This is a genomic window from Glycocaulis albus (assembly GCF_014639075.1).
GTDB classification, from domain to species: domain Bacteria; phylum Pseudomonadota; class Alphaproteobacteria; order Caulobacterales; family Maricaulaceae; genus Glycocaulis; species Glycocaulis albus.
Genome location: NZ_BMFS01000001.1, coordinates 223,871 through 248,621, shown reverse-complemented (window position 1 = coordinate 248,621; position 24,751 = coordinate 223,871). Strand labels below are relative to the sequence as shown.

16 protein-coding genes and 1 riboswitch are annotated in these 24,751 nt (G+C 64.5%); of the genes, 8 read left to right on the top strand and 8 right to left on the bottom strand.

Annotated elements, in window-relative coordinates; all coding sequences use genetic code 11:
- Positions 1–56: 56 nt before the first annotated feature.
- Both IEV75_RS01270 and IEV75_RS14000 read right to left on the bottom strand, forming a co-directional pair.
- Complete coding sequence (locus tag IEV75_RS01270) at positions 57–2,990, bottom strand: M16 family metallopeptidase (protein ID WP_188450733.1); 2,934 nt, start codon at positions 2,988–2,990, stop codon at positions 57–59.
- 135 nt (positions 2,991–3,125) lie between these two features.
- The gene (locus tag IEV75_RS14000; protein ID WP_308418863.1) at positions 3,126–4,952 is read right to left on the bottom strand and encodes an ABC transporter ATP-binding protein; all 1,827 of its coding nucleotides are present in this window, start codon (positions 4,950–4,952) and stop codon (positions 3,126–3,128) included.
- A gap of 146 nt (positions 4,953–5,098) precedes the next feature.
- Between IEV75_RS14000 and IEV75_RS01260 the strand changes: the two genes are divergently transcribed.
- On the top strand, positions 5,099–8,881 hold the full coding sequence (locus IEV75_RS01260; protein ID WP_188450731.1) for a PAS domain-containing protein: 3,783 nt from the start codon (positions 5,099–5,101) through the stop codon (positions 8,879–8,881).
- 12 nt (positions 8,882–8,893) lie between these two features.
- On the opposite strand, the gene IEV75_RS01255 is transcribed toward IEV75_RS01260, so the two are convergent.
- Positions 8,894–11,473 carry a valine--tRNA ligase gene (locus IEV75_RS01255; protein WP_188450730.1) on the bottom strand — a complete coding sequence of 860 codons (2,580 nt, stop codon included), beginning with the start codon at positions 11,471–11,473 and terminating at the stop codon, positions 8,894–8,896.
- 160 nt (positions 11,474–11,633) lie between these two features.
- On the opposite strand from IEV75_RS01255, the gene hslV reads away from it, so the two are divergent.
- On the top strand, positions 11,634–12,185 hold the full coding sequence (gene hslV, locus IEV75_RS01250) for an ATP-dependent protease subunit HslV (RefSeq protein ID WP_188450729.1): 552 nt from the start codon (positions 11,634–11,636) through the stop codon (positions 12,183–12,185).
- A gap of 147 nt (positions 12,186–12,332) precedes the next feature.
- Here the strand turns inward: hslV and IEV75_RS01245 are convergent, their stop codons facing one another.
- Positions 12,333–13,484 carry a phosphoserine transaminase gene (locus IEV75_RS01245; RefSeq protein ID WP_188450728.1) on the bottom strand — a complete coding sequence of 384 codons (1,152 nt, stop codon included), beginning with the start codon at positions 13,482–13,484 and terminating at the stop codon, positions 12,333–12,335.
- A gap of 165 nt (positions 13,485–13,649) precedes the next feature.
- Here IEV75_RS01245 and IEV75_RS01240 point away from each other — a divergent pair, with 165 nt between their 5' ends.
- On the top strand, positions 13,650–14,621 hold the full coding sequence (locus IEV75_RS01240) for a PDZ domain-containing protein (protein ID WP_188450727.1): 972 nt from the start codon (positions 13,650–13,652) through the stop codon (positions 14,619–14,621).
- Here IEV75_RS01240 and thiD read toward each other — a convergent pair.
- A complete protein-coding gene (gene thiD / locus IEV75_RS01235; RefSeq protein ID WP_188450726.1) occupies positions 14,522–15,427 on the bottom strand; it encodes a bifunctional hydroxymethylpyrimidine kinase/phosphomethylpyrimidine kinase in 906 nt (301 codons plus the stop codon). The genes IEV75_RS01240 and thiD overlap by 100 nt on opposite strands.
- Positions 15,428–15,509: 82 nt before the next feature.
- Here thiD and IEV75_RS01230 point away from each other — a divergent pair, with 82 nt between their 5' ends.
- The 3 genes from IEV75_RS01230 to IEV75_RS01220 all read left to right on the top strand — a co-directional run bounded on the left by IEV75_RS01230 (position 15,510) and on the right by IEV75_RS01220 (position 18,891).
- Positions 15,510–16,961, top strand: coding sequence for a M20/M25/M40 family metallo-hydrolase (locus tag IEV75_RS01230; RefSeq protein WP_188450725.1), 1,452 nt, complete (start codon positions 15,510–15,512; stop codon positions 16,959–16,961).
- 83 nt (positions 16,962–17,044) lie between these two features.
- Complete coding sequence (locus tag IEV75_RS01225) at positions 17,045–18,265, top strand: dipeptidase (RefSeq protein WP_188450724.1); 1,221 nt, start codon at positions 17,045–17,047, stop codon at positions 18,263–18,265.
- Positions 18,266–18,498: 233 nt separating this feature from the next.
- The gene (locus IEV75_RS01220; RefSeq protein ID WP_188450723.1) at positions 18,499–18,891 is read left to right on the top strand and encodes a hypothetical protein; all 393 of its coding nucleotides are present in this window, start codon (positions 18,499–18,501) and stop codon (positions 18,889–18,891) included.
- Here the strand turns inward: IEV75_RS01220 and IEV75_RS01215 are convergent.
- A complete protein-coding gene (locus tag IEV75_RS01215) occupies positions 18,803–20,038 on the bottom strand; it encodes an acyltransferase family protein (protein WP_188450722.1) in 1,236 nt (411 codons plus the stop codon). The two genes, IEV75_RS01220 and IEV75_RS01215, sit on opposite strands and share 89 nt — an antisense overlap.
- Positions 20,039–20,297: 259 nt before the next feature.
- Positions 20,298–20,397: riboswitch (TPP riboswitch) on the top strand.
- 70 nt (positions 20,398–20,467) lie between these two features.
- On the opposite strand from IEV75_RS01215, the gene thiC reads away from it, so the two are divergent.
- Positions 20,468–22,324, top strand: a complete 1,857-nt coding sequence (gene thiC, locus IEV75_RS01210; protein ID WP_188450721.1) for a phosphomethylpyrimidine synthase ThiC — start codon at positions 20,468–20,470, stop codon at positions 22,322–22,324.
- Positions 22,325–22,624: 300 nt separating this feature from the next.
- On the opposite strand, the gene IEV75_RS01205 is transcribed toward thiC, so the two are convergent.
- Positions 22,625–23,314 (bottom strand): YggS family pyridoxal phosphate-dependent enzyme, encoded by a 690-nt coding sequence (locus IEV75_RS01205; protein WP_188450720.1) that lies wholly within the window; start codon positions 23,312–23,314, stop codon positions 22,625–22,627.
- On the opposite strand from IEV75_RS01205, the gene IEV75_RS01200 reads away from it, so the two are divergent.
- Positions 23,313–23,912, top strand: a complete 600-nt coding sequence (locus tag IEV75_RS01200) for a thiamine phosphate synthase (protein WP_188450719.1) — start codon at positions 23,313–23,315, stop codon at positions 23,910–23,912. The two genes, IEV75_RS01205 and IEV75_RS01200, sit on opposite strands and share 2 nt — an antisense overlap.
- On the opposite strand, the gene IEV75_RS01195 is transcribed toward IEV75_RS01200, so the two are convergent.
- Complete coding sequence (locus tag IEV75_RS01195) at positions 23,873–24,724, bottom strand: Rossmann-fold NAD(P)-binding domain-containing protein (RefSeq protein WP_188450718.1); 852 nt, start codon at positions 24,722–24,724, stop codon at positions 23,873–23,875. The two genes, IEV75_RS01200 and IEV75_RS01195, sit on opposite strands and share 40 nt — an antisense overlap.
- Positions 24,725–24,751: the final 27 nt, after the last annotated feature.

Below are 24,751 nucleotides of genomic sequence, written 5' to 3'. Positions count from 1 at the left end.
ATCCGGGGCCTGGCACTGCCGTTGGCAATGCCAGGCCGCTTTGCCCGCCGGGCCTGCTATTCTGCGGCTGCAGCCGCATCGCGCGGCAGGATCGAAACCCTGTAGGCCCGTTCCGGCTGCAGGTATTCCGCCGCCAGCGCGGTGATCTCCTCAACCGTGACCGCGTTATAGTCCTCGGCCGCCGTGCGCAGCCGGTCGAGACGCTCCGGATAGGTCTGCGAGCGGCTGATCTGCCCCAGCCACATCGGATTGCTTTCCATGCTCTGGCTCAGGCGTTCCAGCACCGGCTGGCGGGCGCGCTGCAGCTCGTCCTCGGTGATGTCACCGGACGCCATGGCCGCTGCCAGTTCGTCGGCGATATCGTACATGCGCTCCACTTCCGAACGGTCCACATCCAGCCCGACCCAGAGAAAGCCGTAATCGGGGAAAATGATGGACGCCTGGCTGGACACGATCGGGGAATAGGTAGCCCCCTCCCGCTCGCGGAAGCGTTCGGTGGCCTTGAGACTGTAAACCTCTGCCATGAGATCGATTGCGCGGGCACGGCGCGCGTCAAACGCGTCGCCTACAGGCCAGTAGATGTTCGCCATACCGCTATCGGCCTGGCCGTTGAATTCCACAACAGCGGGCTCCTCGCGCGCATCGGGGAAGCTGATCTGGCGGGCATCATCATAGTCCGGCCAGCTCTCCGCACGCGCAGGCAGCGCGCCAAACGTGCTGGCGGTCATCGCAATGGCCGCATCAGGGGCGATATCACCCACAATGGTGATCTCCAGCGGAGCCGAGCTCAGCGCCTCGGCCACCAGCGCGCGGGCATGATCCATCGTGAACGCCTCGATCTCCGCGCGTTCGGGAAAACCCCAGCGCGGATCGCCATCGCGCAGCATCCGGCTGACCCGGTTCACGGCCACCTGTACGGCCTGCGCGTTCTGACCACGGCGGATTTCCTCTGCAATCGAGCGGAACTGGTTCAGCCCGTCATCGCGCCAGCCTGGCGCCACCATGAAGGCCGTCAGCACCTGCATCTGCAGCTCGAAATCTTCCGGCGTGGTGGCCGAGGTGAACGAGAAGCTGTCCGCTCCCACGCCCAGCCCGTAGCCCACCGACCGGCCGGCAAACAGGCGCTGCAACTCGTCCCGGTCATGGGCTTCCAGGCCGCCGCCGCCAAACACAGCCCCCAGAATGGTACCGGCCGCCTGCGTCGGCTGGGGCGTCAGGTCACCGGCGCCGAACTCGGCCCGGATGCGGATGATATTGTCCTCAAAGTCCGTCTGCTTGACGTTGAGCCGCACGCCGTTGGCAAAAACGATCTGGTGGAAATCGAGATCCTCGACATACTCGCGCGACACCACCTCACCGGCAGGGCCGAAATCGGTATAGGCAAATTCGGTAGCGCCCGCATCGTCGAGCGGATCGACCGGTGTGGCCTGCGACTCCTCCCAGGCGGCCTGTACAGCCGCTGCCCCGTCTTCGAGCGGTTCATTGACGGCCACATAGATCTGCGGGGGAGCCGCCGCCCACATGGCACGGAACGCGGCCTCGACATTTTCAAGTGTGAGCTGCTCTTCGCTCGCCTCCAGCCACTCGGCCTGCCAGGAAGGGTGGTTCAGCGTCGTTTCACCCAGCCAGCCCTGCCAGATGCCGTCCGCCAGCTGCGGCGTGCGGCGGGTGCGCGCAGCATTGACCGCATTGCGTATGCTGGTACGCAGATTGGACATCTGCTCGTCGAGCTCAGCCTGGCTGAAACCGTGCTCCATGGCCCGGCGCACTTCCTGCTCGATCACGGCGAGCCCTTCACGCCAGCGCTCGGGCGAGGACACCGCGAACGCGCCGGCACGATGCGCCAGATCGAAATCATTGGAATAGGAGAAGCTGGCCTGTACCAGCGGTGACAGCCCCGAATTGATCTGCGACTGCAGGCGGCGCTGCACGATGGCATTGCCCAGCTGTCGCAAGGTGGAGTCAACGCGCGCCTGCGCACTGTCAGCCCGCGGCCCGCCGGGAACCACAACATCATAGTTGATGAGCGTGAACACTTCCGGATCGTGGAAATAGCCAAAGCGCGGAGCGTCAACCGCTGAGACCGAGCCGATATCGGGATGTGGCGGCGCATCGGCCGGCGCTTCCCAGGTGGAAAACCCTTCAACCGCGCTCACCTCAAGACCCGGCAGCTCGATCTCGAACCCGTCGCGGATCATCGCCTCGACCGCATCGGCATCAACATCGCCGGTAACCACCAGAAGCGCGCGCTGCGGAACGTAGAAGTCCTCGTAATACTCGATGAATGCATCGCGCTGCGCATTGTCGATGACCTCAACGGTACCGATAGGGCTGCGCTCGGACACCAGCGTGTCGGGATAGAGAAAGCCGTAATAGCTCATCAGGAAGCGCTGGATGGGCGTATCGCGGAAACGCATCTCGCCGCGGATAACGCCCCGCTCTGCGTCAATCGCGTCCTGGTCCATCACCATCTCGGTGGCCGTTTCGCGCATCAGGAACAGGCCGGTCTTGACGATCTGCTCGTCCACCGACGGCAGATCAAGCTGATAGCCGACCACCTGCTGACCGGTAAACGCATTGGTATCCGGGCCAAACGCCAGGCCATAGCGCTCCAGCAGCGGGATCATCTCGCCTTCTGGAACATTGGTCGTGCCATTGAAGGCCATGTGCTCGATGAAGTGGGCAAGGCCGCGCTGATGCTCGGCCTCGGCCAGCGAGCCGACATTGAATACCAGGCGCAGCGCTGCTGTCCCGCTCGGCGTGGAGTTGGGCATGATCACATAGCGCATGCCGTTATCAAGCTGGCCAAAGCGCATGCCCGGATCGGCGGGAATACCGCTGGTCAGGTGGGCAAACTCCGTTTCGATGCCCGAAGCTGCGGGCTCGTCCGCCGGCTGCTGGCCCGTTTGCGCCGGGTCACCGGAGCACGCTGCGAGTGCCAGAAACAATAGGCTGGCGAACAGGCTCCTGCCTGCATGGACGGTTTTCATGGAGTTCCCCCGGATCATGGCCGTGTTCATCATTCGGGCGAAACTAAGGCACGCTGAGCGAGCTTCAAATGAAAAAGGCTTCACACTCCTGCCACACTGCAGCCGCGCAAGCCTCCTGACCGGCAATTTCAGATGTCAGACAGGGTCGTGTTCGGCGACCCAGTGACCGGGCGTGACCTCAATCAGCTTGGGACGGTATTGCTCCACATCGTCTCCGTCCACGAGGCGCGATTTCAGGAAGCGCAGCTGTGCCCGGCTGTCCAGCGGGCTGGGAAGGTCGCCCGACAGCTTGATCCGCTCGCGCTTGCGCTCGATCTGCGGGTCCGGGATAGGCACCGCAGAGATCAGCGCCCGCGTATAGGGGTGGCGCGCATCATCATAAATCGCATCACGCGTGGCGAACTCCACGATCCGCCCCAGATACAGCACCATCACCCGGTGGGACACTTCGCGCACCACCGACAGATCGTGCGATATGAACAGCATGGACAGGCCGAGATCGCGCTGGAGATCCGCCAGCAGGTCAATGATCTGCGCCTGGATGGACACGTCCAGCGCTGACACCGCTTCGTCGCAGATCACCAGCTTGGGGCTGAGGATCATCGCGCGCGCAATGCCGACACGCTGGTTCTGGCCGCCGGAGAGCTCGTGGGGATACCGGTTGATCATGTCGGGATCGAGCCCGACACGCTTCATCATCGCGCGCACCCGCTCCTCGCGCTCCTTGCCGCGCACCTCCGGGCGGAACGTGATCAGCGGCTCGGCAATAGACGCGCCGATAGTCATGCGCGGATTGAGCGAGGCGAGCGGATCCTGAAACACGATCTGCATGTCCTTGCGTGCCTGACGCATGTCCCGCGCATTCTTCTCCAGCAGGTTGGTACCGATCCAGCTGACAGCGCCGTCCGTGGATTCGACCAGCCGCAGAATCGCGCGCGCCAGCGTGGACTTTCCGCAACCCGATTCCCCCACGACGCCGATGGTCTCGCCGGGCAGGAGGTCGAAGCTGACGCCATCAACGGCCTTGAGAGGGATGGTCCTGGGGATGAGGCCGCCACCGACGGGCACGGGGAACCAGACCTTGAGATCCTGCACCTCGAGAACGGGCTTCTCGCCTTCCACGGCCTTGCGTGTCTGCGTGATCGGCCCGGTAACCCGGTCGGCCTTGTCGAGGCGCGGCATTGCATCAAGCAGCATGCGCGTATAGGCGTGGGCCGGCTCTGCGAACACCTGATCAACGCCGCCGGTCTCCACATAGGCGCCGTTCTGCATGACCTGCACCCGGTCGGCCATGCGCGCCACCACGCCCATATCATGGGTGATCAGGGCGATGGCCGCGCCCGTTTCCGCCTTGAGCTCGTCCATGATGTCGAGCACCTGGGCCTGAACCGTCACATCGAGCGCCGTGGTCGGCTCGTCAGCAATCAGAAGGTCCGGACCGCACAGCATCGACATCGCGATCATCACGCGCTGGCGCATGCCGCCAGACAGCTCATGCGGATACTGGCGCAGCCGCCGGGCGGCCTCCGGGATCCGCACGCGGTCAAGCCATTCCATACAGCGCTTCTCGGCGGCCTCGCCCTTCAGCGACAAATGCGCCGCCAGCACTTCCTTCATCTGGTCACCCACCCGCATATGGGGTGTCAGCGAAGTCAGCGGATCCTGGAAGATCATCGTCATGGACTTGCCACGCACGGTATTGAGCCGCTTGGGCGACAATCCGAGAATTTCCTGTCCACGATAGCGGATTGAGCCATCTGCCCTGCCGTTCGAGGCCAGCAGCCCCATGGCAGCGAGGAAGGTCTGGCTCTTGCCGGAACCGGACTCTCCCACAACCGCCAGGCATTCGCCGGAGCGTATCTCAAGGTCGATGCCGCGTACGGCGTGCACTTCACCATCAGGCGTATCAAAGCGCACGTTCAGGCCGCGAACTTCAAGGATCGGCGCAGATGCGTCGGTCAATCCGTCCTCACTAAAAATCTCTGCCGGGCAAGCGCCCAAATCGCTGGATAGGCCGGAACGATAGCTCCTGCTTAATATTCCTTCCATTACTATACGCACAAACGGCTGATTCGTGTCGGCCGGGCCGAAACGGAACAAGACGGATAATGGTCAGCGCGCAGATGTTCGAACACGCGTTCAACGCGCTGCCTGGCGCATGCGTGCTGCTGGATGATGACGGACGCATTGTCGCAGCCAACGCCCGGTTTTCCGCCAGCTTTTCTGAACATGTCGGACCGGGACACGGCCTTGCCCAGCTCTATTGCGATCCGCTGGACGGGCTGACTGCCCGGTGGAAAAGATCACGCAATGCCGAGGCCGATGAAATCGTGGACACGGCTTTGTTGCGCGGCAGCGACGGGGAGCCATGCGCCGTACGCCTGCATATCCGCCGCATCCAGCCTGGCATGCGTCTGGCCACCATCGAACCGGCTGTGGACATGTCACAACGTGAAATGCAGCTGCGCGCGGCGCGCCAGCGCGTGGCCATGGCGTTCGAGGAGCACAGCGAAGGGGCGTACAGCGCCGATTTCCGCTCGCGCCGCGTCGTGGTGTCCGGCCTGCTTGAGCGCTTTGTCGGCCCGGGCGGCGCCGACCAGCCCCTCCGGCTGGCTCGCTGGCTGTCACTTCTGCATCCGGAAGACCTGGCACGCGCGCGCGCCGCGCTCAAAGGCAATGCGTCAGGCGCCGACACGGTCATCAGTTTTCACTGCAGGATGCGCACGCGCGAAGGCGGCTGGGTGCCGACACGCCATGATGTGCGTGTCGTTGAGCGTGACGGGGATGGCAATCCGTTGCGGGTGACAGGGCTGGTCCACGATGTGGCGGCAGACGATCGGGCCGAGGCGCGCGCCAGCATCGAACGCAACAGGACCCGGCTGCTGGTCGACGCCCTCGCCCTGAGCACCTGGACATTCGATTTCGAAACGCTCAACGGCACAATGACAGGTCCGGTCAATCTCGCGCTCGGAGCGGGTCCCGGAACGCAGGAAATGAACGAGGGCGTTCTTCGCAGCCGGCTGCATCCTGACGATTCAGAACGCGTCTACGCCGCCTTTATGGGGCTGCAGTTCGGCGGCCATTATGACGAAACCTTCCGCCTGCGCGCCGAAAGCGGCCACTGGCTCTGGTATCGCAGCTGGGGGGAGCTCGAGCCGTCAACCGATGGCCGTCGGCGTTCGATGAAGGCTTTCGGCTTCTGGTATGAGCTGCCTCATCATCGCGAAGAGATAGTTGAAGCGCTCGATACCGATCTGGCAGGCGTGCTCGACCGGGCCGGACTGAGCGGCTGGTCCTACAACTACGCGGAACGCCTGGTCACGCTCTCCGGCCCCATCCTGACGGCCATTGGGCTGCCTGAAGGACCGCTCACCCTGCCCACCGACGACTTCAGGGCGCGTATCCACCGGGGTGACCAGGCACGCGTTCGCGATGCGCTGGCGGCCATGGCGAGTACCGGCAACACCCATGTCGAATTCCGCGTGCGCACAGAGGGCGGGCACTGGATCTGGCTCAGCCTGCGGGGCGGTATCAGCGCCCAGACCAGTAACGGCAAACCATTGCGCGCGTCTGGCGTATTTGCCGAGACGACCCGCCGCAAGGAACAGGAGCGCCGGCTGGCCGATAGCGAACGGTTGCTGTCCCACGCCGTATCGGCGGCGACGCTCGGCGCATGGGAGGTTGATTACAAGGCTGGCGAATTTCTGCCGCGAGGCGAAATCCGGGCCATGCTCGGCCTGGATGGCATGGAGAACTGGGTCCCGCTCTCACGCTGGCGCGACCTTGTCCATCCGGAGGACCGCTCCACCCTTGATCGCTCGGTCGGCGGTATAATGAAAAGCCAGCCCGGCGAGAGCCGGACGGCAGAATACCGGGTGATGGACCATCGCACCGGCGAATATGTCTGGGTGGAGGCACGCGGCAGCCGGCTTGGCCCGGAAAGCCACCGCGCTGACTGCGCCGGCATTGTCCTGGATATCTCGCACCGCAAGGCGCTGGAGCAGAACCTGGCGCACAGCGAGGAACGGCTGGCCCGCGCGCTGGAAAGCGCCCACCAGGGCACCTGGCGTTTGAACATCGGGACCGGACAGGTAGAACTCTCCGAGTTTGCCCGTCTCATCATGGGTCTGCCGGCGGGCCATGACGGCAGGCTTACCCTTGATGAATGGCGAGGCCTGATCTGCGCCGAGGACCGTCATCTGTGCGAAGCCGGGGTGAGCGCCATGATCGGTGGCGAACGCCTCAACGCTGTCTATCGCGTCGCTGACGGGCAAGGTGGCTGGCGGTGGATCGAGGATCGCGGTGCCATCAGCGCCTATAATGCCAAGGACGAACCGGTCGAGGCGATCGGGACACTGTTTGATATCACCGCACGCCGCCTGCTCGAGCTGGAGCTGGAAGAACGCGAAAAGCGCCTGAACGAGTCGATGGATGCGGGCCTTTCGGCCATCTGGAGTATCGATCTCCAGACCGGCATCCAGTCGGTGCGCGGCCGCCTGCTGGAATGGATGGGCCGCAAGATTGGCGAGGACGCGCTGGAAGCCGCCGACTGGCAGCCCATCATCCACCCGGACGACAGCAAGCTGGCGCGCAAGGCACTGGCAGAAATCATGGCAGGCAGGGCCGCTGGCCCGATCGATTACCGGCTTCGCGATGGCGATAGCTGGCGCTGGGTGCGCTCCAAAGGCCAGCCAACAGCGTGGGACGAGAGCGGCAAGCCCATAAGATCCGGCGGCGTCGTCATTGATATCACCGCAGAAAAGCAGTTCGCCGAAGCGCTCGATATCGAGCGCGAGCGCCTGCGCCAGATATATACGACAACGCCAGTCATGCTGGCCTCAACAGACCCGCAAGGGATAATCCTGGGTGTCAGTGAATACTGGCTCTCCTCCACCGGCCATGAGCGCGAGGCGGTGATCGGCCAGCCATATAATGACTTCCTCACCCCTGCCTCGCGGGCAATGATGGAGCGCCTTGGCGGCATGGATGCCCTGATCGCTGCAGGCGGTATGGATGATATCTATACCCAGATGACCAGGGCCGATGGCACCATCATGGACACCATCTCCTCGGCAACGGTGGAGCGGGGGCCGGATGGCAAGCCCGTCGCCATACATGGCATCAGTATCGACGTGACCGAGAAACTGGCGAAGGACCGCGAGCTCAAGCGCTACGCCGCAGAGCTGGAGCGCACCAATCGCGAGCTGGACCGGTTTGCCGCTGTCGCCTCGCATGACCTGCAGGAGCCGCTGCGCAAGATTTCCGCCTTCGCCAGCCTCATCAAGCGCCGCCATCAGGGCATGCTGGACGCCGAAACCGACCGCAGCCTCGAATTTCTCGTCGACGCGGCCGGGCGCATGCGCCGGCTGATCGATGATCTGTTGAGCTATTCGCGCGCGTCCAAGCGGCCCCTCGAGGTGCGGCCTGTCGACATGGACAATCTGATGAAGGAAATTCTCGCCGAGCTGGAACTGATGGCCAGCGAAGCCGGCGCGCACATCGAAACCTCCGGCCTGCCGGTGGTTGAGGGTGACCCCACCCTGCTGCGCCTGCTTTTGCAGAACCTTGTCTCCAATGCCCTCAAATACCGCAAGGGCGAGGGTGTATCGGTGTCGATATCAGCCACCCGGCAGAGCACGGGCTGGCAGTTCACGGTGACCGATGACGGCATCGGCTTTGACCCGCGCTTTTCGCAGAAGGTCTTCGCGCCCTTCCAGCGCCTGCACGGGCGGGAAGAGTATGACGGCACTGGCATCGGCCTTGCCATCTGTCAGCAGGCCGTGGAGCGTCATGGCGGGGAGATCTGGGTTGAGACTGCCCCCGGCAAGGGCTCACACTTCCACTTCACCTTACCGCTGACACAGCCAGCCGACGGATCACGCGCTGCCTGAGGCCGCGCTGCCTTACGCCCCGTCCTCTGCCGGCGCCATTTCCAGCGCAATCTCGAACCGCTCATCGGGTGAGCGCGAAATGCGCGCGCCTGATGGCGCCAGCCCCATGCGGATTTCCTGCGCATTGGTGACGGCCCTGAGATCATCGCCGACCGGTCCGATCAGATCGGCAATGTCCTGATCGGCATCGCTGACGACCGTGAGCACCTGGACCGGCGCCTTCATCGAGACCTGAAGCTCGCTCTTCACCTTGCGCACACCGGCAAGGATCGACACGAACGCGTCGCCCTCGGCGCGGAAACCGTCCTTGTCCGCCTGCTCTTCGAGCTTCGGCCAATTGCCGCGCGCATGGAGGGTTTGCGTGTCAGCCCCTTCCTTGCCGGCCAGCACGTCATGCAGCGTGTCGGTGACATAGGGGATGAAAGGCGCGAACAGTTTCAGCTGGATGATGCTGGCATGCCAGAGCGTGTGCAACGCCGAAACCTGACCGGCATCGGGCTTGCCTTCAAACCGGGTACGGCTTTTCACGATCTCCAGATAATTGTCGCAATAGGTCCGCCAGAAGAAATCATCGGTTACGCGCAATGCTTGCGCATATTCGTATGCCTCAAACGCCTTCGTGGCCTTCTCTACCGTCTCGGACAGCTCGCCCAGCAGCCATTTGTCCATCGGATGGGTGATGAGGCCCGCCTCAATGTCGGCTTTCGGCGAAACGGGCGAAATCTCCGCCTGTTCCAGCGCCATGTGGGCGAGCTTGACTGCATTCCACAGCTTGGTGACGAGGCGTTTGCCCTGGCTGAGCACGTTGGGCGCAAGTGCCGTGTCATGGCCGAGGCGCGAGGTGCCCGTCCAATAGCGCACCGCATCCGCGCCATACTCGTCCAGGAGCTTGATCGGATCGATCACATTGCCCTTGGACTTGCTCATTTTCGAGCCGTCGCTGGCAAGGCACCAGCCTGAAATCGCAATCGTGTTCCACGGCACCGTGTTCTGGTGATGGAGAGCTTTTACAATCGTATAGAAGGCCCAGGTGCGGATGATCTCGTGGGCCTGCGGGCGCACGCTCATCGGGAAGAGGCGCTTGTGGACATCCATGTCCAGCGCGAAATCCTCATTGATCGAGCGGGTCACGAGCTGCGGGCTGACCGATGAGGTCGCCCAGGTGTCCATCACATCGCGCTCGCCCTCCACCTCGTCGCGCGTATAGCCGCGCGGCAGGTCGGTCGTCGGATCGACAGGCAGGTCAGCCGTGTCCGGCACGATCACCTTGCCCTCTTCGCCCGGACGGCGCGAATACCAGACGGGAAGCGGCACGCCGAAATGGCGCTGGCGCGAGATCGCCCAGTCCCATTTCAGCCCCTCGACCCAGCTTTCAAAGCGCTGGCGCATGTATTCGGGCTTCCAGCTTATTTCCCTGCCCTTGGCGAGGATCTCATCCTTGAAATCCAGCGTGCGGATGAACCATTGCGGCGTGACAATGATCTCTAGCGGCGCGCGCGAGCGCTCGGCGACCGGGATCACCTGATGGGTCGTTTCCTGCTTCAGGAGCACGCCCTTCTCGCGCAGCATATCGATGATCGCGGCCTTGGCCGCTTCCGCCTTCTGGCCAGCGAGCGAAGCGATGGTGGCTTTCGCGCCCTCCACATCGACACTCGGCCAGTCGTCAGACCCAATGTCGAGATGTTCGATCATCTTGCCGTCCGGCCCGATGACGATGCGAAGCGGCAGCTTGTGCGTGCGGTACCACTGGATGTCGGTGACATCACCGAACGTGCAGCACATCACCATGCCGGTGCCCTTTTCAGGGTCCACCGTCTCATCAGCGACAATCGGCACCGGCACGCCATAGAGCGGCGTGATCGCGCGTTTGCCAATCAGCTCCTTGGCGCGCTTGTGCTCCGGGTGAATGATCAGCGCGCCGCAGGCGGCGATCAGCTCGGGGCGCGTCGTCGCGATGACGGCCGGTTCGCCGCCGCCTTCAATTTCAAACGCGACATGGTTCAGCTTGCCTTCGCGCTCGGTCTCTTCCACTTCCGCCTGCGCAATCGCCGTGCGGTCCGCCGGGTCCCACAGAGTGGGCTCAAGACGCCGCTCCAGGAGGCCTTTCCGGTAGAGGTCCAGGAAGGACATTTGCGAGACGGTGCGGCTTTCATCGGAGATAGTCTGGTATTCCCGGCTCCAGTCGACAGACAGGGCGAGCCGGGTAAACAGGTCGCGGAATTGCTGTTCGTATTCGGGGATCACCTCGCGGCAGAGCGCAACAAATTCCTCGCGCGCCATGGTGCCGCCGCGCACCTTTTTCTTCTTCTCCACCAGCCGCTCGGTCGGCAGGCCGTTATCATCCCAGCCGATGGGATAGAGCACGTTCTTGCCCGCCATACGGAAATAGCGCGCCATGATGTCGGCTTGCGTATAGCTGTAGACATGGCCGACATGCAGCGTGCCGGAGACGGTCGGGGGGGGCGTGTCGATCACATAATCGCTCTCGGCCGGCAGTGACGGGTCCCATTTGAAGGCCTCGTCCTTCAGCCAGCGCGCATTGCATGTCGTCTCAGCATCTTGCGGCTTGTAGCGATCGGGAAACGGCTTCATGGGGCGGCCTTCATCTCTGGCGGAGCGGTCTTGCGGAGAGCCGCTTCTCCTAGACGATTTTCGTGTCCCGTCAAACCGCGTAGGGGCAGGAGAAAGCCTTGCACTGCCAGCGCCGACCGGCCATGTCTGTGTGCAAACGACTGACGAAGGACAATAACCCATGAGCGAAGAGCGCGCCTTTCCCGGTTGGCGGGGCACGACCATTATATGCGTGCGCAAGGGCAAGGCCGTTGCCATGGCAGGTGATGGTCAGGTCTCCATCGGCAATACGGTGGTCAAATCCAGCGCCCGCAAAGTCCGCCGCATTGGCGGCGGCAAGGTGATCGCAGGCTTTGCCGGGGCGACCGCCGACGCCTTTGCCCTCTTTGAGCGCCTTGAAGGCAAGCTGGAAGCCCATTCCGGCCAGCTCGCAAGGGCCTGTGTGGAGCTCGCCAAGGACTGGCGCACGGACCGCTATTTGCGCCGTCTTGAAGCCATGCTGATAGTGGCCGACGCGACCGAGACCTTCCTCATCACAGGGGCTGGCGATGTGCTCGAACCCGAACACGGCATCGCGGCCATCGGGTCGGGCGGCAATTTCGCGCTATCAGCGGCCCGCGCACTCCTCTCCTACGAAGAAGACCCGGAAGTGATTGCCCGCAAGGCGATGGAGATCGCTGCAGAGATCTGCGTGTTCTCGAACGGGAATCTGACCGTGGAGCGGCTGGGGTAGGTGTTGTCATCCTCCGGACCCCCGACCGGGTTCCCGCCTGCACGGTAACAACGCCAATCTCGCGTTTCACCGGCGCAAGCCGGTGCCCAGTCTTTTTCTGGGTCCCGACTTTCGTCGGGAAAACGAGAGGAAGGCTCAGAAACCTTCCTACCCCCTCGTCTCTTCATACGCCCAGTCGAGCCAGGGGCAGAGGGCAGCCAGATCATCCGCGTCAATCGTCGGGCCGCACCAGATGCGAAGCCCCGGCGGGGCCTTGCCATAGGCCAGGATGTCCAGCGCGGCGCCCTCGCGTTCGAGCAGCTGGGCCATGCGTTTGGCGAGCGCCCGGACCGCCTCATCATCCATGCCGGCCATGTCCGGCCCGGCAAATTTCAGCGTCACCGAGGTGTTCGAGCGCACCGCTTCGTCCCCGGCCACGAAATCGATCCAGGGCGTGCGTTCCACCCAGGCCTCCAGCACCGCCAGATTGGTCTGTGAGCGCGCCACCAGGCCGGAAAGCCCGCCCTCTTTCGCCGCCCAGCGCAAGGCATCGAGAAAGTCTTCGGTCGCCAGCAATGAGGGTGTGTTAATGGTGGAGCCTTCGAACATGGCCGACTGCTCATCACCGGCATCAAAGAGCGAGAACACGCCCGGCACCGGCCATGCGGGCCGCCAGTCCCGCAAGCGTTCACGCGCGCGCGGCGAGAATACGATCATGCCGTGCTGCGCCTCGCCGCCCAGGCATTTCTGCCAGGAGAATGTCGTCACATCGAGCTTGTCCCAAGGCAATTCCATCGCGAAGGCCGCCGATGTGGCATCGCAAAAAGTCAGACCCTCGCGATTGTCCGAAATCCAGTCGGCATGGGGCACTTTCAGGCCCGCAGCAGTCGCGTTCCAGGTAAAGAGCGTGTCGCGCGCCGGATCCGCCTGCGACAGGTCCGGCAGGGCGCCATAGAGGGCCTCGAAGACCCGCAGATCAGGCAGTTTCAGCTGGTTCTTCGCGTCCTTCAGCCAGCGCTCGCCGAACGCATCCCAGCTGAACACGTCTACGCCCCGCGCGCCCAGCATGCACCACATTGCAGCCTCGAACGCGCCCGTGTCGGAGGCCGGCGTGATGACAATCCGGTAGTCAGCCGGGATTTCGAGGATGGCCCCGGCCCGCTCTATCGCCTCACCCAGGCGCTGCTTTGGCAGGGTTGCGCGATGGCTGCGCCCCAGAGAGCCGGTACCCAGCGCGCCAGGCTCCCAGCCAGGGCGCTTCCTTGTTGGACCGGAGGAAAAACGCGGATCAGACGGGCGTATGGAGGGCTGGCTCGGCATGGGGCAAATCCGGCTGATGGCGTGCATCGGTGAACGATGGCGTAAGACGCGCATCGGCTAACGTCAAATGCTCAGTTTGCGGATCAGATCAGATTCCGGTTGAAACCGGCGCACACCGAATCCACGCTATGGTTAATGACGGGCTGGGCTTCAACCTGCAAGCGAATGGCGGCCGGTATCCTGGCCGGCGGCGCCGCGCTGTGCCTTGCCGCCTGCGCCACGCTCTCCACCCAGCTGACCCCCGGCATGGAGCCGCGCCTTGCCGTGGCCGAGGAGACCCGGCTGCAGGCGCGAATCCTAGCGCTGGCCACGCCCCTCATCACCGCAAACGCGCCCTATTGCCACCGCCTCCATCCCTTCACCGGGCTTGTCACCACCCATATCGCCGACTGGCCGGCGGGCGAACGTGATGAGGTCCGGGCCGCGTTTGGCGCAGATCCGCGTGCCGCCGTCTGGATCGTCGCAGAGGGCAGCCCTGCCGCCCGCGCTGGTCTGCGTCCCGGCGACGTGCTCCTCAGCCTGAACGGACACTGGAGCGAACCCAATGCCCGCTGGCACGATGATTTGCGCGCCCGCACCTTTCCGGCCGCCTTGCGCCGGGGCGCGGCGCGTCTGCGCGTGCAGCGCGGGCCGGAAGGGCTTGATCTGGTGCTTGAACCGGAACCCGCCTGCGCGGCACTGGTGCGGCTGGTCAGCATCAATCTGGCGGGCGGGCGCCGTCAGGCAGTGTGGCTGGCCGGTGACACGCTATTTGTGGACCGCGCCTTTGCCAGCACCGCAGACGATGACCGGATGCAGCAATACATGGCACTGGCGCTTGCCCGCCAGATCGCCCGCCACCGTGCCCTGCCCGGTGTGCTGGAGCGCGCGCTGCAGGGCCCGGACATTGTCCGTTTTGCACTCGGACTGGACGCCATGGACTGGCTGGCCGGGCGCGGGCCGGAACATGCCGGACCCCGCTGGCGCACCCCGTCGCAGGCCGAGATCACCCTTGCCGCGCTTATCCTGCTGCAGGCGGGCGCGGGCGGTGAAACCGCCTATGTGTCCTTGCCGGGCCCCGACAGTCCGGCCAGCCCGGCCGCCAGCGGGCCGGAGGGCGCCTCCGAAGCCGGCTCCATATCCAGCATCCATCCATGATGAACAGGCCCCGCCCCTGAACCAAAGCCCGGCGCACGCCGTATCGCCTCGTGCAGGTAGTCGCCCGCTTCCTCCACCGCCTTGTCCAGCGGCGCGCCCTGCGCCACCAGGGCCGCTATCGCGCTCGCCAGCGTGCAGCCCGTGCCATGGGTGTGGCGGGTGCGGATGCGCGGGCGGGAGAAGACGCGCATGCCATTGCGCGTCACCAGCACATCGATCACCTGCGGGCCATCGAGATGCCCGCCCTTGATGAGCGCCGCGCGCGCGCCAAGCTTCAAGAGCGCCTCGCCTGCTGCTTGCTGGCCCTCCACGTCTTCAACCTTGATGCCGGTTAGCGCCTCGGCTTCGGGCACGTTGGGCGTGATAAGCGTGGCCCGGCGGATCAGCTTTGTTTTCAGGGCTTCAACCGCATCCTCGCCGATCAGGCGCGCGCCGGAGCTCGCCACCATCACCGGATCAACGATGAGCGGGATCAGTTCGGCGCCCGCCTCGTCCAGCGCGGCGATCACGGTCTCGATCACCTCTTTGCTGGCCAGCATGCCGGTCTTGATCGCGTCCGCGCCGATATCATCGAGCACCGCCGCGATCTGACCCGAAACGATCTCCATCGGCGCGCCATGAACGGCGGTAACGCCCTTCGTGTTCTGCACGGTCAGCGCGGTGATAGCCGTCGCCGCATAGCCGCCCAGCACCGTCACCGCCTTGATATCGGCCTGAATGCCCGCCCCGCCGGAGCTGTCCGATCCAGCGATTATCAACACGCGGCCCTTAGGCTCTGGCGGCAGGTCTGTCTCGGTTGTGCTCATGGCATCCTCGTGGCTTGGCGTTTCATCAGCCGCGTTCTAGCCTCCTTGCAACACAATGAGAACTACGGGGAGGGCGGGGCCTATGAAACATCATCTCGCAGCGATTGTCGGCGCAGGGCTGCTGGCCTTGAGTGCCTGTGCGCAGCCTCCCGCCACGCCCGAGGCCATCGAGCCGAACCCCTCCAGCCGCTCAGCAGAGGCACTGGCGCTGACGCTGGCTGAGGCGATCCGGTTCGAGACCATTTCCGAGATGGGTAACCCGGACGCCAGCCGCGCCGAGTTCGACGCTTTCCGCGACTGGCTGGCGATGAGCTTCCCGCTGGTCCATGAGCGGATGGCGCCCGAAGACATCCTGCACGGCTCGCTCTGGTACACGCTGGAGGGGACGAACCCCGCGCTCGATCCGATTGTGATCCTCGCCCATCAGGACGTGGTGCCGGTGGAGCCGGGCACCGAGGATCAGTGGGACCATCCGCCCTTCTCCGGCACGATTGCCGATGGCTATGTCTGGGGGCGCGGCACGCTCGACATGAAGGGCTTCCTCGTCATGCTCATCGCCGCGATGGAGACCCTGCTGGAAGAGGGCTTCACGCCCGAACGCACCATCCATATCGGGCTTGGCCATGATGAGGAGGTGGGTGGCACCGGCGCGATGGCCATGGCCGAGCGGCTGGAGGCTGAGGGACGCCGGGCCTGGTTCGTGCTGGATGAAGGCGGCACCTCGCTTGAAAACTTCCCCATGACGGGCGGGCCGGTCGGCCTGATCGGTGTGGGCGAGAAGGGTTTTCTCTCGGTGGAGGTGACGGCGCGTGCGCGCGGCGGGCATTCCTCCACCCCGCCACCGGAAACCGCCATTGGCCTCCTCTCCCGCGCGGTCAATGCGATTGTGGATGAGCCTTTCGAGCACCGCATCGACCACCCCGTCCCCGACATGATGCGCGCGCTCGCCCCGGACATGGACGGGATGGCGGGCTTTGTCATGGCGCGCCCTGTGCTTTTCGGCTCGGTCCTGCGTGGTCAGATGATGGCCGATGACGCGACCAGAGCCACCATCGGCACCACCATCGCGCCGACCATCATCACCGGCGGCACGGTCGCCAATGTGCTGCCGCAGGAGGCGCGCGCGACCATCAATCTGCGCCTGCACCCGCGCGACAGCGCCGAAAGTGCGCTTGCCCATATGCGCGGCGCGGTGAGTCATCTCGAAGGCGTAACGATAGAGCCGGTGGGCCGTATCTCGGATGCGCCGCCGATCAGCCCCACCTCTGGCCGGGCCTGGGAGATCATTGCCGGCGCTGCGGTCAGCCACCTGCCCGAAAATGCTCCTGTCGTGCCGAACCTGCTCACCGCCGCCACGGACTCGCGCGCCTTCAAGCATGTGGCCGACCATATCTACCGCTATGCGCCCATGCGCATGGAGATGGATGATCTCTCGCGTATCCATGGCGATAATGAACGCATCCGCATCGACGCCCTGCCCGGCATGGTCAGCTATTTCCGCACGGTGATCTCGGAAGCCGGTATGGAGGGGTAGGCCCCCAACTACACCCCCGCACCTTGCCCTTCGCAGTGCCAGCGACTTAGCTGCCGACAACATGGTCCACGGGGAGATTTCTCATGCTGCGCAAATTCATCACTGCCGCCGCCATCGCACCGTTTATTGCCGGGGCGGGGCTCGCACAGGAACTCTCCGAGCTGGAGGTGCGCGAAATCCATGACCGCATCTTCACGCTCGACACCCATGTCGATATTCCGTCCGGCTATGCCACGCATACCCTCGACCCCAATACCTGGACGCGCCTGCAGGTCGACCTGCCCAAGATGCGCGCCGGCGGGCTCGATGCCGCCTTCTTCATTGTCTATGTGCAGCAGCGTGATCTGACCGGCGAGGGCTATGCGACCGCGCGCGCCCGCGCCGAGCAGACGTATCAGGCGATCATGCGCATGGTGCGCGCGAACCCGGAACGCATTGCGCTGGCCACCACCGCCGACGAGGTGGAGGCGATCCATGCCGAAGGGCGCCTCGTTGCCCTGATCGGTATCGAGAACAGCTATTTCATGGGCGAGAATATCGAGGAGGAAGTGCCGCTCTGGGCCGCCAGAGGCGCGCGCTATGCCGCCCTTACCCACTTTAGGAACAATCAGTTCGGCGGCAGCTCCAACCCCGATCTCTCGGCCGGCGACCCGATGGGCGATCCAGGCCTCACCGACCTGGGGCGCCGCCTCGTCGAACTGCTCAATGATCATGGCATCATGGTCGATATCTCCCATGTTGGTCCGCAGACCTCGCTCGAAGCGATCCAGATGTCGCGCGCGCCGGTCATTGCCAGCCATTCCGGCGCACGGGCGGTCTATGACCATCCGCGCAATCTGACCGATGAATTGCTGGAAGCCATCCGCGATAATGGCGGCGTGGCGCAGATGGTCGCCTTCCGTTCTTACCTGCGTGCGATTGATCCGGGCCTGACGGCGGCGATTGCCGAGCTGCGTTCCGAGTTCGGGCTGGACCAGCCGGGCGGGTGGGAGCGCTCCACCCCTGAAAGCCGCGCGGCCTATCAGGAACGGGTGGCCGCGCTGCGCGCCGAATACCCGGATGCCACCGTCTCCGACCTCGCCGACCATATCGACCACGCTGTCTCGGTCGCCGGTATCGACCATGTCGGCATAGTCTCCGACTTTGATGGCGGCGGCGGCGTGCGCGGCTGGGACGATGCATCCGAGACGCCCAACGTGACGGCAGAACTGCTGCGCCGGGGCTATTCGGAAGAAGACATCGCCAAGCTGTGGGGCGGCAATGTGCTGCGCGTCATGCGCGGGGCCGAGGCAGCGGTGCGGTAGGTAACCGGGAGGGCTTCACTCGCAGCCCCTTTCAAAGCTGAACCGGAATCTCGCAGCCACTAAAAAATAGATCCCGGCTCGGGGGCCGGGACCCCGGTGTTTATCATCAAGCCTTTCAACCGGGTTCCCGGGCTCGACCCGGGATCCAGCTTTTTTGTGTTGGTGCTTGCACCTCCTGCCCGCCGGACGTAGCGTTTTGAGGCTGGGGACGATGCCGTGATGGAGAGGCCATCATGGCTGAAATAACGGTAATCCTTGCCCAGATTCTGGGCGGCTACATGCTCGTCGCGGGCGTGGCGATACTGATCGACCGCACGCTGGTCACCCGCCTGATCGCCCGCCTGCAAGATGACATCGCGATCATCTTCACGATGGGCATTCTTGCCCTTCTGATCGGCCTGACAGTGGCTGCCCTGCATACACGCTGGGATAATCCGCTCGCCATTATCGTGACGCTTGTCGGCTGGGCCGCGATTGTTGAAGGCGCGCTGATCATGTGGCTGCAGAACCGCTTCATGGCGTTCTTTGCGCCCTGGTTCACAAACCCCCTCGTCTCGCTGATCTGGGGCGCTGTGGCGGCCCTACTGGGCCTTGTCCTGCTGGCCGGCAGTTTCGGGCTCTGGTAGGCGCCTGCACCCGGCGGGGAAAGGGCGGCGGCTCGGCCGCCGGTGCCCGAGCCACGCGCACGGCCCAGCGCCCCCGCGCGATAATTCTGCCCCAGCGCTGGAATGGCCGCTCCACAAAGATCCGCAAGGGCCAGGCCAGCGCCACCGAGATCAGCGTCATTGCGAGCGCAACGCTGGTTGTACCCGGCTGCAAGCCGATCTGACTGGCGAGCACCATGATCAACAGGCCAACGGGCCAGTGAATGATGTAAATGCCGTATGAGAGGTCTTCCACGCCCTTGATGCGCTGCCAGAGGCGGGTGGCTGGCAGTTTCAGATAACCTACCCGCAGCGCGAGGACGGCTGTCGCCAGGATGTCAAAGCTCTGGTGGAAGGGTGTCCCATAGGTGGCAATTGCCGCGCATATGCTTGCCAGCACCAGCGCCCAGCTAAGCCCTATCCGGTCACGCCAGTCCCACAGCACCGCCCCCAGGAGGAAGCCGGTGGCAAAGCGCAAGGCGGCAGAGACGCCCTCCGGGTGCGGACCAGTATAGCCGGTATTGGCGTGTAACGCGCTCACCCCCACTATCACCGCCAGAAGCACTGGCAGCGCCCAACCCTTGCGCAGAGCACCCACCAGCATCAGCACGCCCAGCCCTGAATAGCCGATCAGTTCATAACGCACGGTCCATAAGGGCGCGTTGGCGCTCTGCGCTGCCTGAAGGCCTGAGGCCTCAAAGGGCAGGGGCGCGGTGGGATGGGCCTGAGAGATGACGCCCAGCGCATAGGCCCAGCTTTCTGCGCGGGCGAGATAGTCGAGGGGGGCGATGCCGGAAAGCGCGGGACCGGCAATCATCACGGTCAGCAGCGTGACCACGATGAGGAGCGGGAAGACGCGAAACACCCGGTTGATGGCATAGGCGAGCACGGAGCGCGAGGCGCGCAGGCTCGCCAGTATCATGTAGCCGGAGAGCACGAAGAACGCGTTCAGCGCATGCTGGCCTGCAAAGTCTATCGTTTGCGCCCATGGGCCCATGACCGGCCAGGGCAGCACCATCATCAGCGCGTGCGCGTAGAGGACGATCCCTGCAAACGCCATGCGCATGGGGGTAAAAAGATTGTCCTGATCTTCCAGCCGGCCATGACCGGGGGCGAAGAGCGTTCGCATGTACTTGTCCATTTTTGCGACTACGGGTTGTGTCTGGAGGTGTACACGCAAAACGTGTGCCGAACGGTAACGCAACTGTTAACTATTAGGCCCGCCCTCCCGGTCGTCGTTCCCGCGCAGGCGGGAACCCAGAGCCGCTTGGCACTGTCTTCGCCCGACGATCTCTGGATGCCCGCCTGCGCGGGCATGACGCTTGAGAAAATGGGTACTGCTCCCCTTCCCCTTGCGCCGGAACCGCGATTCCCTCATGGTGCGCAGCAATAGTTCCAAGGGGCGTCCCGTGTTTGTACGGGGCTGAGACAGCACCCTCAGGACCGGATCCGGGTCATGCCGGCGTCGGGATGGAACGGCTCTGAAGGGCGCGCGACCGGCGCCCGGCAACCGGCCTCTCTCCGCCCGCGATGGCCTGCAATGCGCGAGGAGACCGCCATGAACAAGCCCGTCAGTCAGTCCGAATTTCCCACCCCCAAAGTCACCACAGGGCCGCTGGCCGGTTCGCGCCGGGTGTATTCGCGCCCCGAGGCCGCGCCGCACCTCAACGTCCCGCATCGCGAGGTGGAGTTGCACCCCACCGCGATGGAGCCGCCGGTGCGCGTCTATGACTGCTCCGGCCCCTATACCGATCCTGCGGCAACCATCGATGTCGAAAAGGGCCTGCCTCGCACTCGCACCGCGTGGGTGAAGGCAAGGGGGCATGTGGAGGAATATGAAGGCCGCCCGCTCTCCCCGCTCGACAATGGCGGAGCCACCGGCAAATATCTCGCGCGCGCCTTCCCGGTGCGTCACACGCCCCTTCGCGGCGCCGGCACAGGCCCCGTCACGCAGATGGAGTTTGCGCGGGCCGGCATCATCACCGAGGAGATGATCTACGCCGCCGAGCGCGAAAATCTGGGCCGCGCCCGCGCCCTGCCCGGTGCCGCTGAACGCCATGCAGATGGCGAAAGCTTCGGCGCGGAAGTGCCCCAGTTCGTGACGCCGGAATTTGTACGCAGCGAGATCGCGCGCGGCCGGGCTATTCTGCCGGCGAACATCAACCATGGCGAGCTGGAGCCCATGGTGATCGGGCGGAACTTCCTGGTGAAGATCAACGCCAATATCGGCAATTCGGCCGTCGCTTCCTCAGTGGAGGAAGAGGTCGACAAGATGGTCTGGGCGATCCGCTGGGGCGCGGACACGGTGATGGACCTCTCTACGGGGAAGAACATCCACAACACGCGCGAATGGATCTTGCGCAATTCACCTGTCCCCATCGGCACGGTGCCGATCTATCAGGCGCTGGAGAAGGTGGGCGGCATCGCCGAGGACCTGACCTTCGACATCTTCGCCGACACGCTGATCGAGCAGGCCGAGCAGGGGGTGGATTATTTCACCATCCATGCCGGCGTGCGCCTGCCCTATGTGCCGCTGACCGCGAACCGCGTGACCGGCATCGTCTCGCGCGGCGGCTCCATCATGGCCAAATGGTGCCTCTCCCACCACAAGGAGAGCTTCCTCTATGAGCGCTTTGACGAAATCTGCGAGATCATGCGCGCCTATGACGTCTCCTTCTCGCTGGGTGACGGCCTGCGCCCCGGCTCCATCGCGGATGCCAATGACCGCGCCCAGTTTGCCGAGCTGGAAACGCTGGGCGAGCTGACCAAAATCGCCTGGGAACGCGGCTGTCAGGTGATGATCGAGGGGCCGGGCCATGTGCCCATGCACAAGATCAAGGTGAATATGGAAAAGCAGCTGGAGGCGTGCGGCGAGGCACCCTTCTACACGCTGGGCCCGCTCACCACCGATATCGCGCCCGGCTATGACCACATCACGTCCGGCATCGGCGCGGCGATGATCGGCTGGTTCGGCTGCGCCATGCTCTGCTATGTCACGCCGAAGGAGCATCTGGGCCTGCCCGACCGCGACGATGTGAAAACCGGCGTCATCACCTACAAGATTGCCGCCCACGCGGCCGATCTCGCCAAGGGCCACCCGGCGGCCAAGCTGCGCGATGATGCGCTGAGCCGCGCCCGCTTCGAGTTCCGCTGGGAGGACCAGTTCAACCTCTCGCTCGATCCCGATACCGCGCGCGATTTCCACGACCAGACCCTGCCGAAAGAGGCCCACAAAGTGGCGCATTTCTGCTCCATGTGCGGGCCGAAATTCTGCTCTATGAAGATCACGCAGGACATTCGCGACCAGTTCGGCACGGCGCGCGCGCCAAACGAGGCAGAGGCCGAACAGGGCATGGCGGAGATGAGCGAGAAGTTCAAGGAGCTGGGCGGTGAGGTGTATGTGGAGAAGGAGTGACAGGCTCCAACTCCCTCTTGTCGCGTTTCACCGGCGTAAGCCAGTGCCCAGTCCACTTTTCTGGACCCCGACTTTCGTCGGGGAAACGAAGGGTGGGGGATAAGGGTCTGATATCCGGAAGAACAAAAAGAATGGATCCCGGGTCAAGCCCGGGAACCCGGTTGAGAGGCGCGGTGATAGACACCGGGTCCCCGGCCCCCGAGCCGGGGACCAGCCCTTTTTCAAAAAGCCTGGGTTCCGGATAGTCCCTGACGGGCCTTCCGGAATGACGAAAGGAGAGGGTGCGGAGGTCAAAACCCCCTACCCTTCCCGCTCCCCGAACAGGGCCGAGCCGACGCGCACCGACGTCGCGCCGAGGCGGGCGGCAAGGGCGTAGTCCGCACTCATGCCCATGGAGAGTTTTTCAACGCCCGCCGCCTTTGCGAGTTTGCCGAGCAGGGCAAAGTGCAGACTGGCCGGTTCCTCCACCGGGGGAATGCACATCAGGCCTTCAATGCCTTGTGGCATCAGGGCGCGCATCTCCGCCACGAAGGCGGGCACGTCCTTGGGCGCGATGCCGGCCTTTTGCGCCTCCTCGCCAGTATTGACCTGCACATAGAGGCGCGGGGAGCGGCCGGTCTTGTCCATGGCTTTGAGGATTGCGCGGGCGAGCTTTTCGCGGTCCAGCGTCTCGATCACGTCAAAGAGGGCGACCGCATGCTCGGCCTTGTTGGTCTGCAGCGGGCCGACAAGACGCAGCTCCAGATCAGGATAATGTTCGCGCCGCTGCTGCCAGCGCGCCTGCGCCTCCTGCACCCGGTTTTCGCCAAACACGCGCTGGCCGGCGGCAAGGGCATCCTCGATGCGGGCCTCGCTCTGCTTTTTCGAAACGGCAACCAGCGTCACATCTGCGCTCGCGCGCCCGCCAGCCTTGGCGGCGGCGGCCAATTCCTCAAGGATGGCGCTGCGGCGCTCTGCGATCGTGCGGGAATCTGCTGGAGTGTGTGTCATGACGGGCCTCAACTATGCGCCAACGCGCACGCTGGCAAGCCGCCGCGCTGCCGCATTGCCCCGCCTGTTCGCCCTTACCGACCCGGCACGCACGCCCGATCCGCTCGCCCTGGCCGCCTCCCTGCCCGCAGGCACCGGAATGATTTTGCGCCATTTCGGGCGCGATGACCTTAAATGCCTCGCCGTCCCGCTGGCCCGGCTGGCCCGCAGACAGGGCCTTCTTCTGTTCATCGCTGCCGATCCGGTGCTGGCCCTGACAGCCGGAGCGCACGGTGTCCACTGGCCGGAGCGTCAGGTGCAACAGATACGCCGCTGGCGGCTGAAAGCGCCGCATCTTCTGGTTACGGCCTCGGCCCACAGCCCTGCTGCGCTTCGCCGCGCGGCCAGCCTTGCCGATGGCGTGTTCCTGTCGCCCGTCTTTACCTCCAATAGCGCCAGCGCAGGCGCGCCGCTGGGGCTCATCCGGGCCTCCAGTATGGCGCGGCAGGTGAAAACGCCCGTTCTCGCGCTCGGCGGGGTGGAGCTCGCCGATCTGATGGCCCTGCGCGCGCGCGGATTTTACGGGGCGGGCGCGGTGGACGCGTTTTCAGCCTCGTAAATCGCCGCCAGCCCTTCGCGATACGTGGGGAAGGCGGGCCGCCAGCTTAAGACCTGCTTGGCCCTGGCATTGGAAACCCGCCGGTTTGCCGAATAGAAGCTCGCCTGCATCGGGCTCATCGCACCCGGATCGAAGGCTTCTTCCATCGGCGGCTCCATGCCCAGAAGGCGCGCTGCCGCCAGCACCACATCCGATTGCGCACAGGGCAAGTCGTCGGCGAGGTTGAACACGCCGCCTGCCTCCGGCCGCGCCATCGCCAGCAACAGGGCCGAAGCGATATCATCCACATGGATGCGGCTGAACACCTGGTCTGGCTTGATGATGCGGCGCGCACGCCCCTCGCGCAGCTTGTCAAACGCGCTCTGGCCGGGGCCGTAAATGCCCGCCAGCCGGAACACCCTGGCGCCCGCGGCCTGCCAGCGGGCTTCGGCCTGTGCCCGGCGGACCGAGCGCGGCTCGACCGGATCGAGACGATCCCATTCAAAGGCCCAGCCCCCGCCCCGGTCACCATAGACGCCGGTGGTGGAGAGATAGCCGGTCCAGCGGGTTTTCACGAGGTCAGGATCAATCAGGGGCAGGAACGGATCACCATCCCCGCCCGGCGGCGCACTGGCCACAACATGGCTGGCAGCGCGCACGGCATCCTCCAGCGCGCAAGCATTATCGCGCATGAAAACAGGTGTGATGCCCTGCGCCACAAGGCTGTCCGCCTTGGCAGCATCGCGCGTGGTGGCTGTCATTTTGGCGCGCCCGGCCAGTGCGCGCGCTGTTGCACGCGCGACATAGCCAAAGCCCAGGAAGAGCACATTCATGGTATCACCCATAGACCATGGCGGGTC

Bases quoted from the DNA above. Each gene is read 5' to 3' on its own strand.
- IEV75_RS01245 (WP_188450728.1), bottom strand. From the start codon at position 13,484: ATGCCGAGCCAGCCCTCCATACGCCCGTCTGATCCGCGTTTTTCCTCC.
- IEV75_RS01255 (WP_188450730.1), bottom strand. From the start codon at position 11,473: ATGAAGCCGTTTCCCGATCGCTACAAGCCGCAAGATGCTGAGACGACA.
- IEV75_RS01230 (WP_188450725.1), top strand. From the start codon at position 15,510: ATGAAACATCATCTCGCAGCGATTGTCGGCGCAGGGCTGCTGGCCTTG.
- IEV75_RS01195 (WP_188450718.1), bottom strand. From the start codon at position 24,724: ATGAATGTGCTCTTCCTGGGCTTTGGCTATGTCGCGCGTGCAACAGCG.
- IEV75_RS01205 (WP_188450720.1), bottom strand. From the start codon at position 23,314: ATGACACACACTCCAGCAGATTCCCGCACGATCGCAGAGCGCCGCAGC.
- IEV75_RS01220 (WP_188450723.1), top strand. From the start codon at position 18,499: ATGGCTGAAATAACGGTAATCCTTGCCCAGATTCTGGGCGGCTACATG.
- hslV (WP_188450729.1), top strand. From the start codon at position 11,634: ATGAGCGAAGAGCGCGCCTTTCCCGGTTGGCGGGGCACGACCATTATA.
- IEV75_RS01215 (WP_188450722.1), bottom strand. From the start codon at position 20,038: ATGCGAACGCTCTTCGCCCCCGGTCATGGCCGGCTGGAAGATCAGGAC.
- IEV75_RS01260 (WP_188450731.1), top strand. From the start codon at position 5,099: ATGGTCAGCGCGCAGATGTTCGAACACGCGTTCAACGCGCTGCCTGGC.
- thiC (WP_188450721.1), top strand. From the start codon at position 20,468: ATGAACAAGCCCGTCAGTCAGTCCGAATTTCCCACCCCCAAAGTCACC.
- IEV75_RS01225 (WP_188450724.1), top strand. From the start codon at position 17,045: ATGCTGCGCAAATTCATCACTGCCGCCGCCATCGCACCGTTTATTGCC.
- IEV75_RS01270 (WP_188450733.1), bottom strand. From the start codon at position 2,990: ATGAAAACCGTCCATGCAGGCAGGAGCCTGTTCGCCAGCCTATTGTTT.
- IEV75_RS01240 (WP_188450727.1), top strand. From the start codon at position 13,650: ATGGCGGCCGGTATCCTGGCCGGCGGCGCCGCGCTGTGCCTTGCCGCC.
- IEV75_RS01200 (WP_188450719.1), top strand. From the start codon at position 23,313: ATGACGGGCCTCAACTATGCGCCAACGCGCACGCTGGCAAGCCGCCGC.
- thiD (WP_188450726.1), bottom strand. From the start codon at position 15,427: ATGAGCACAACCGAGACAGACCTGCCGCCAGAGCCTAAGGGCCGCGTG.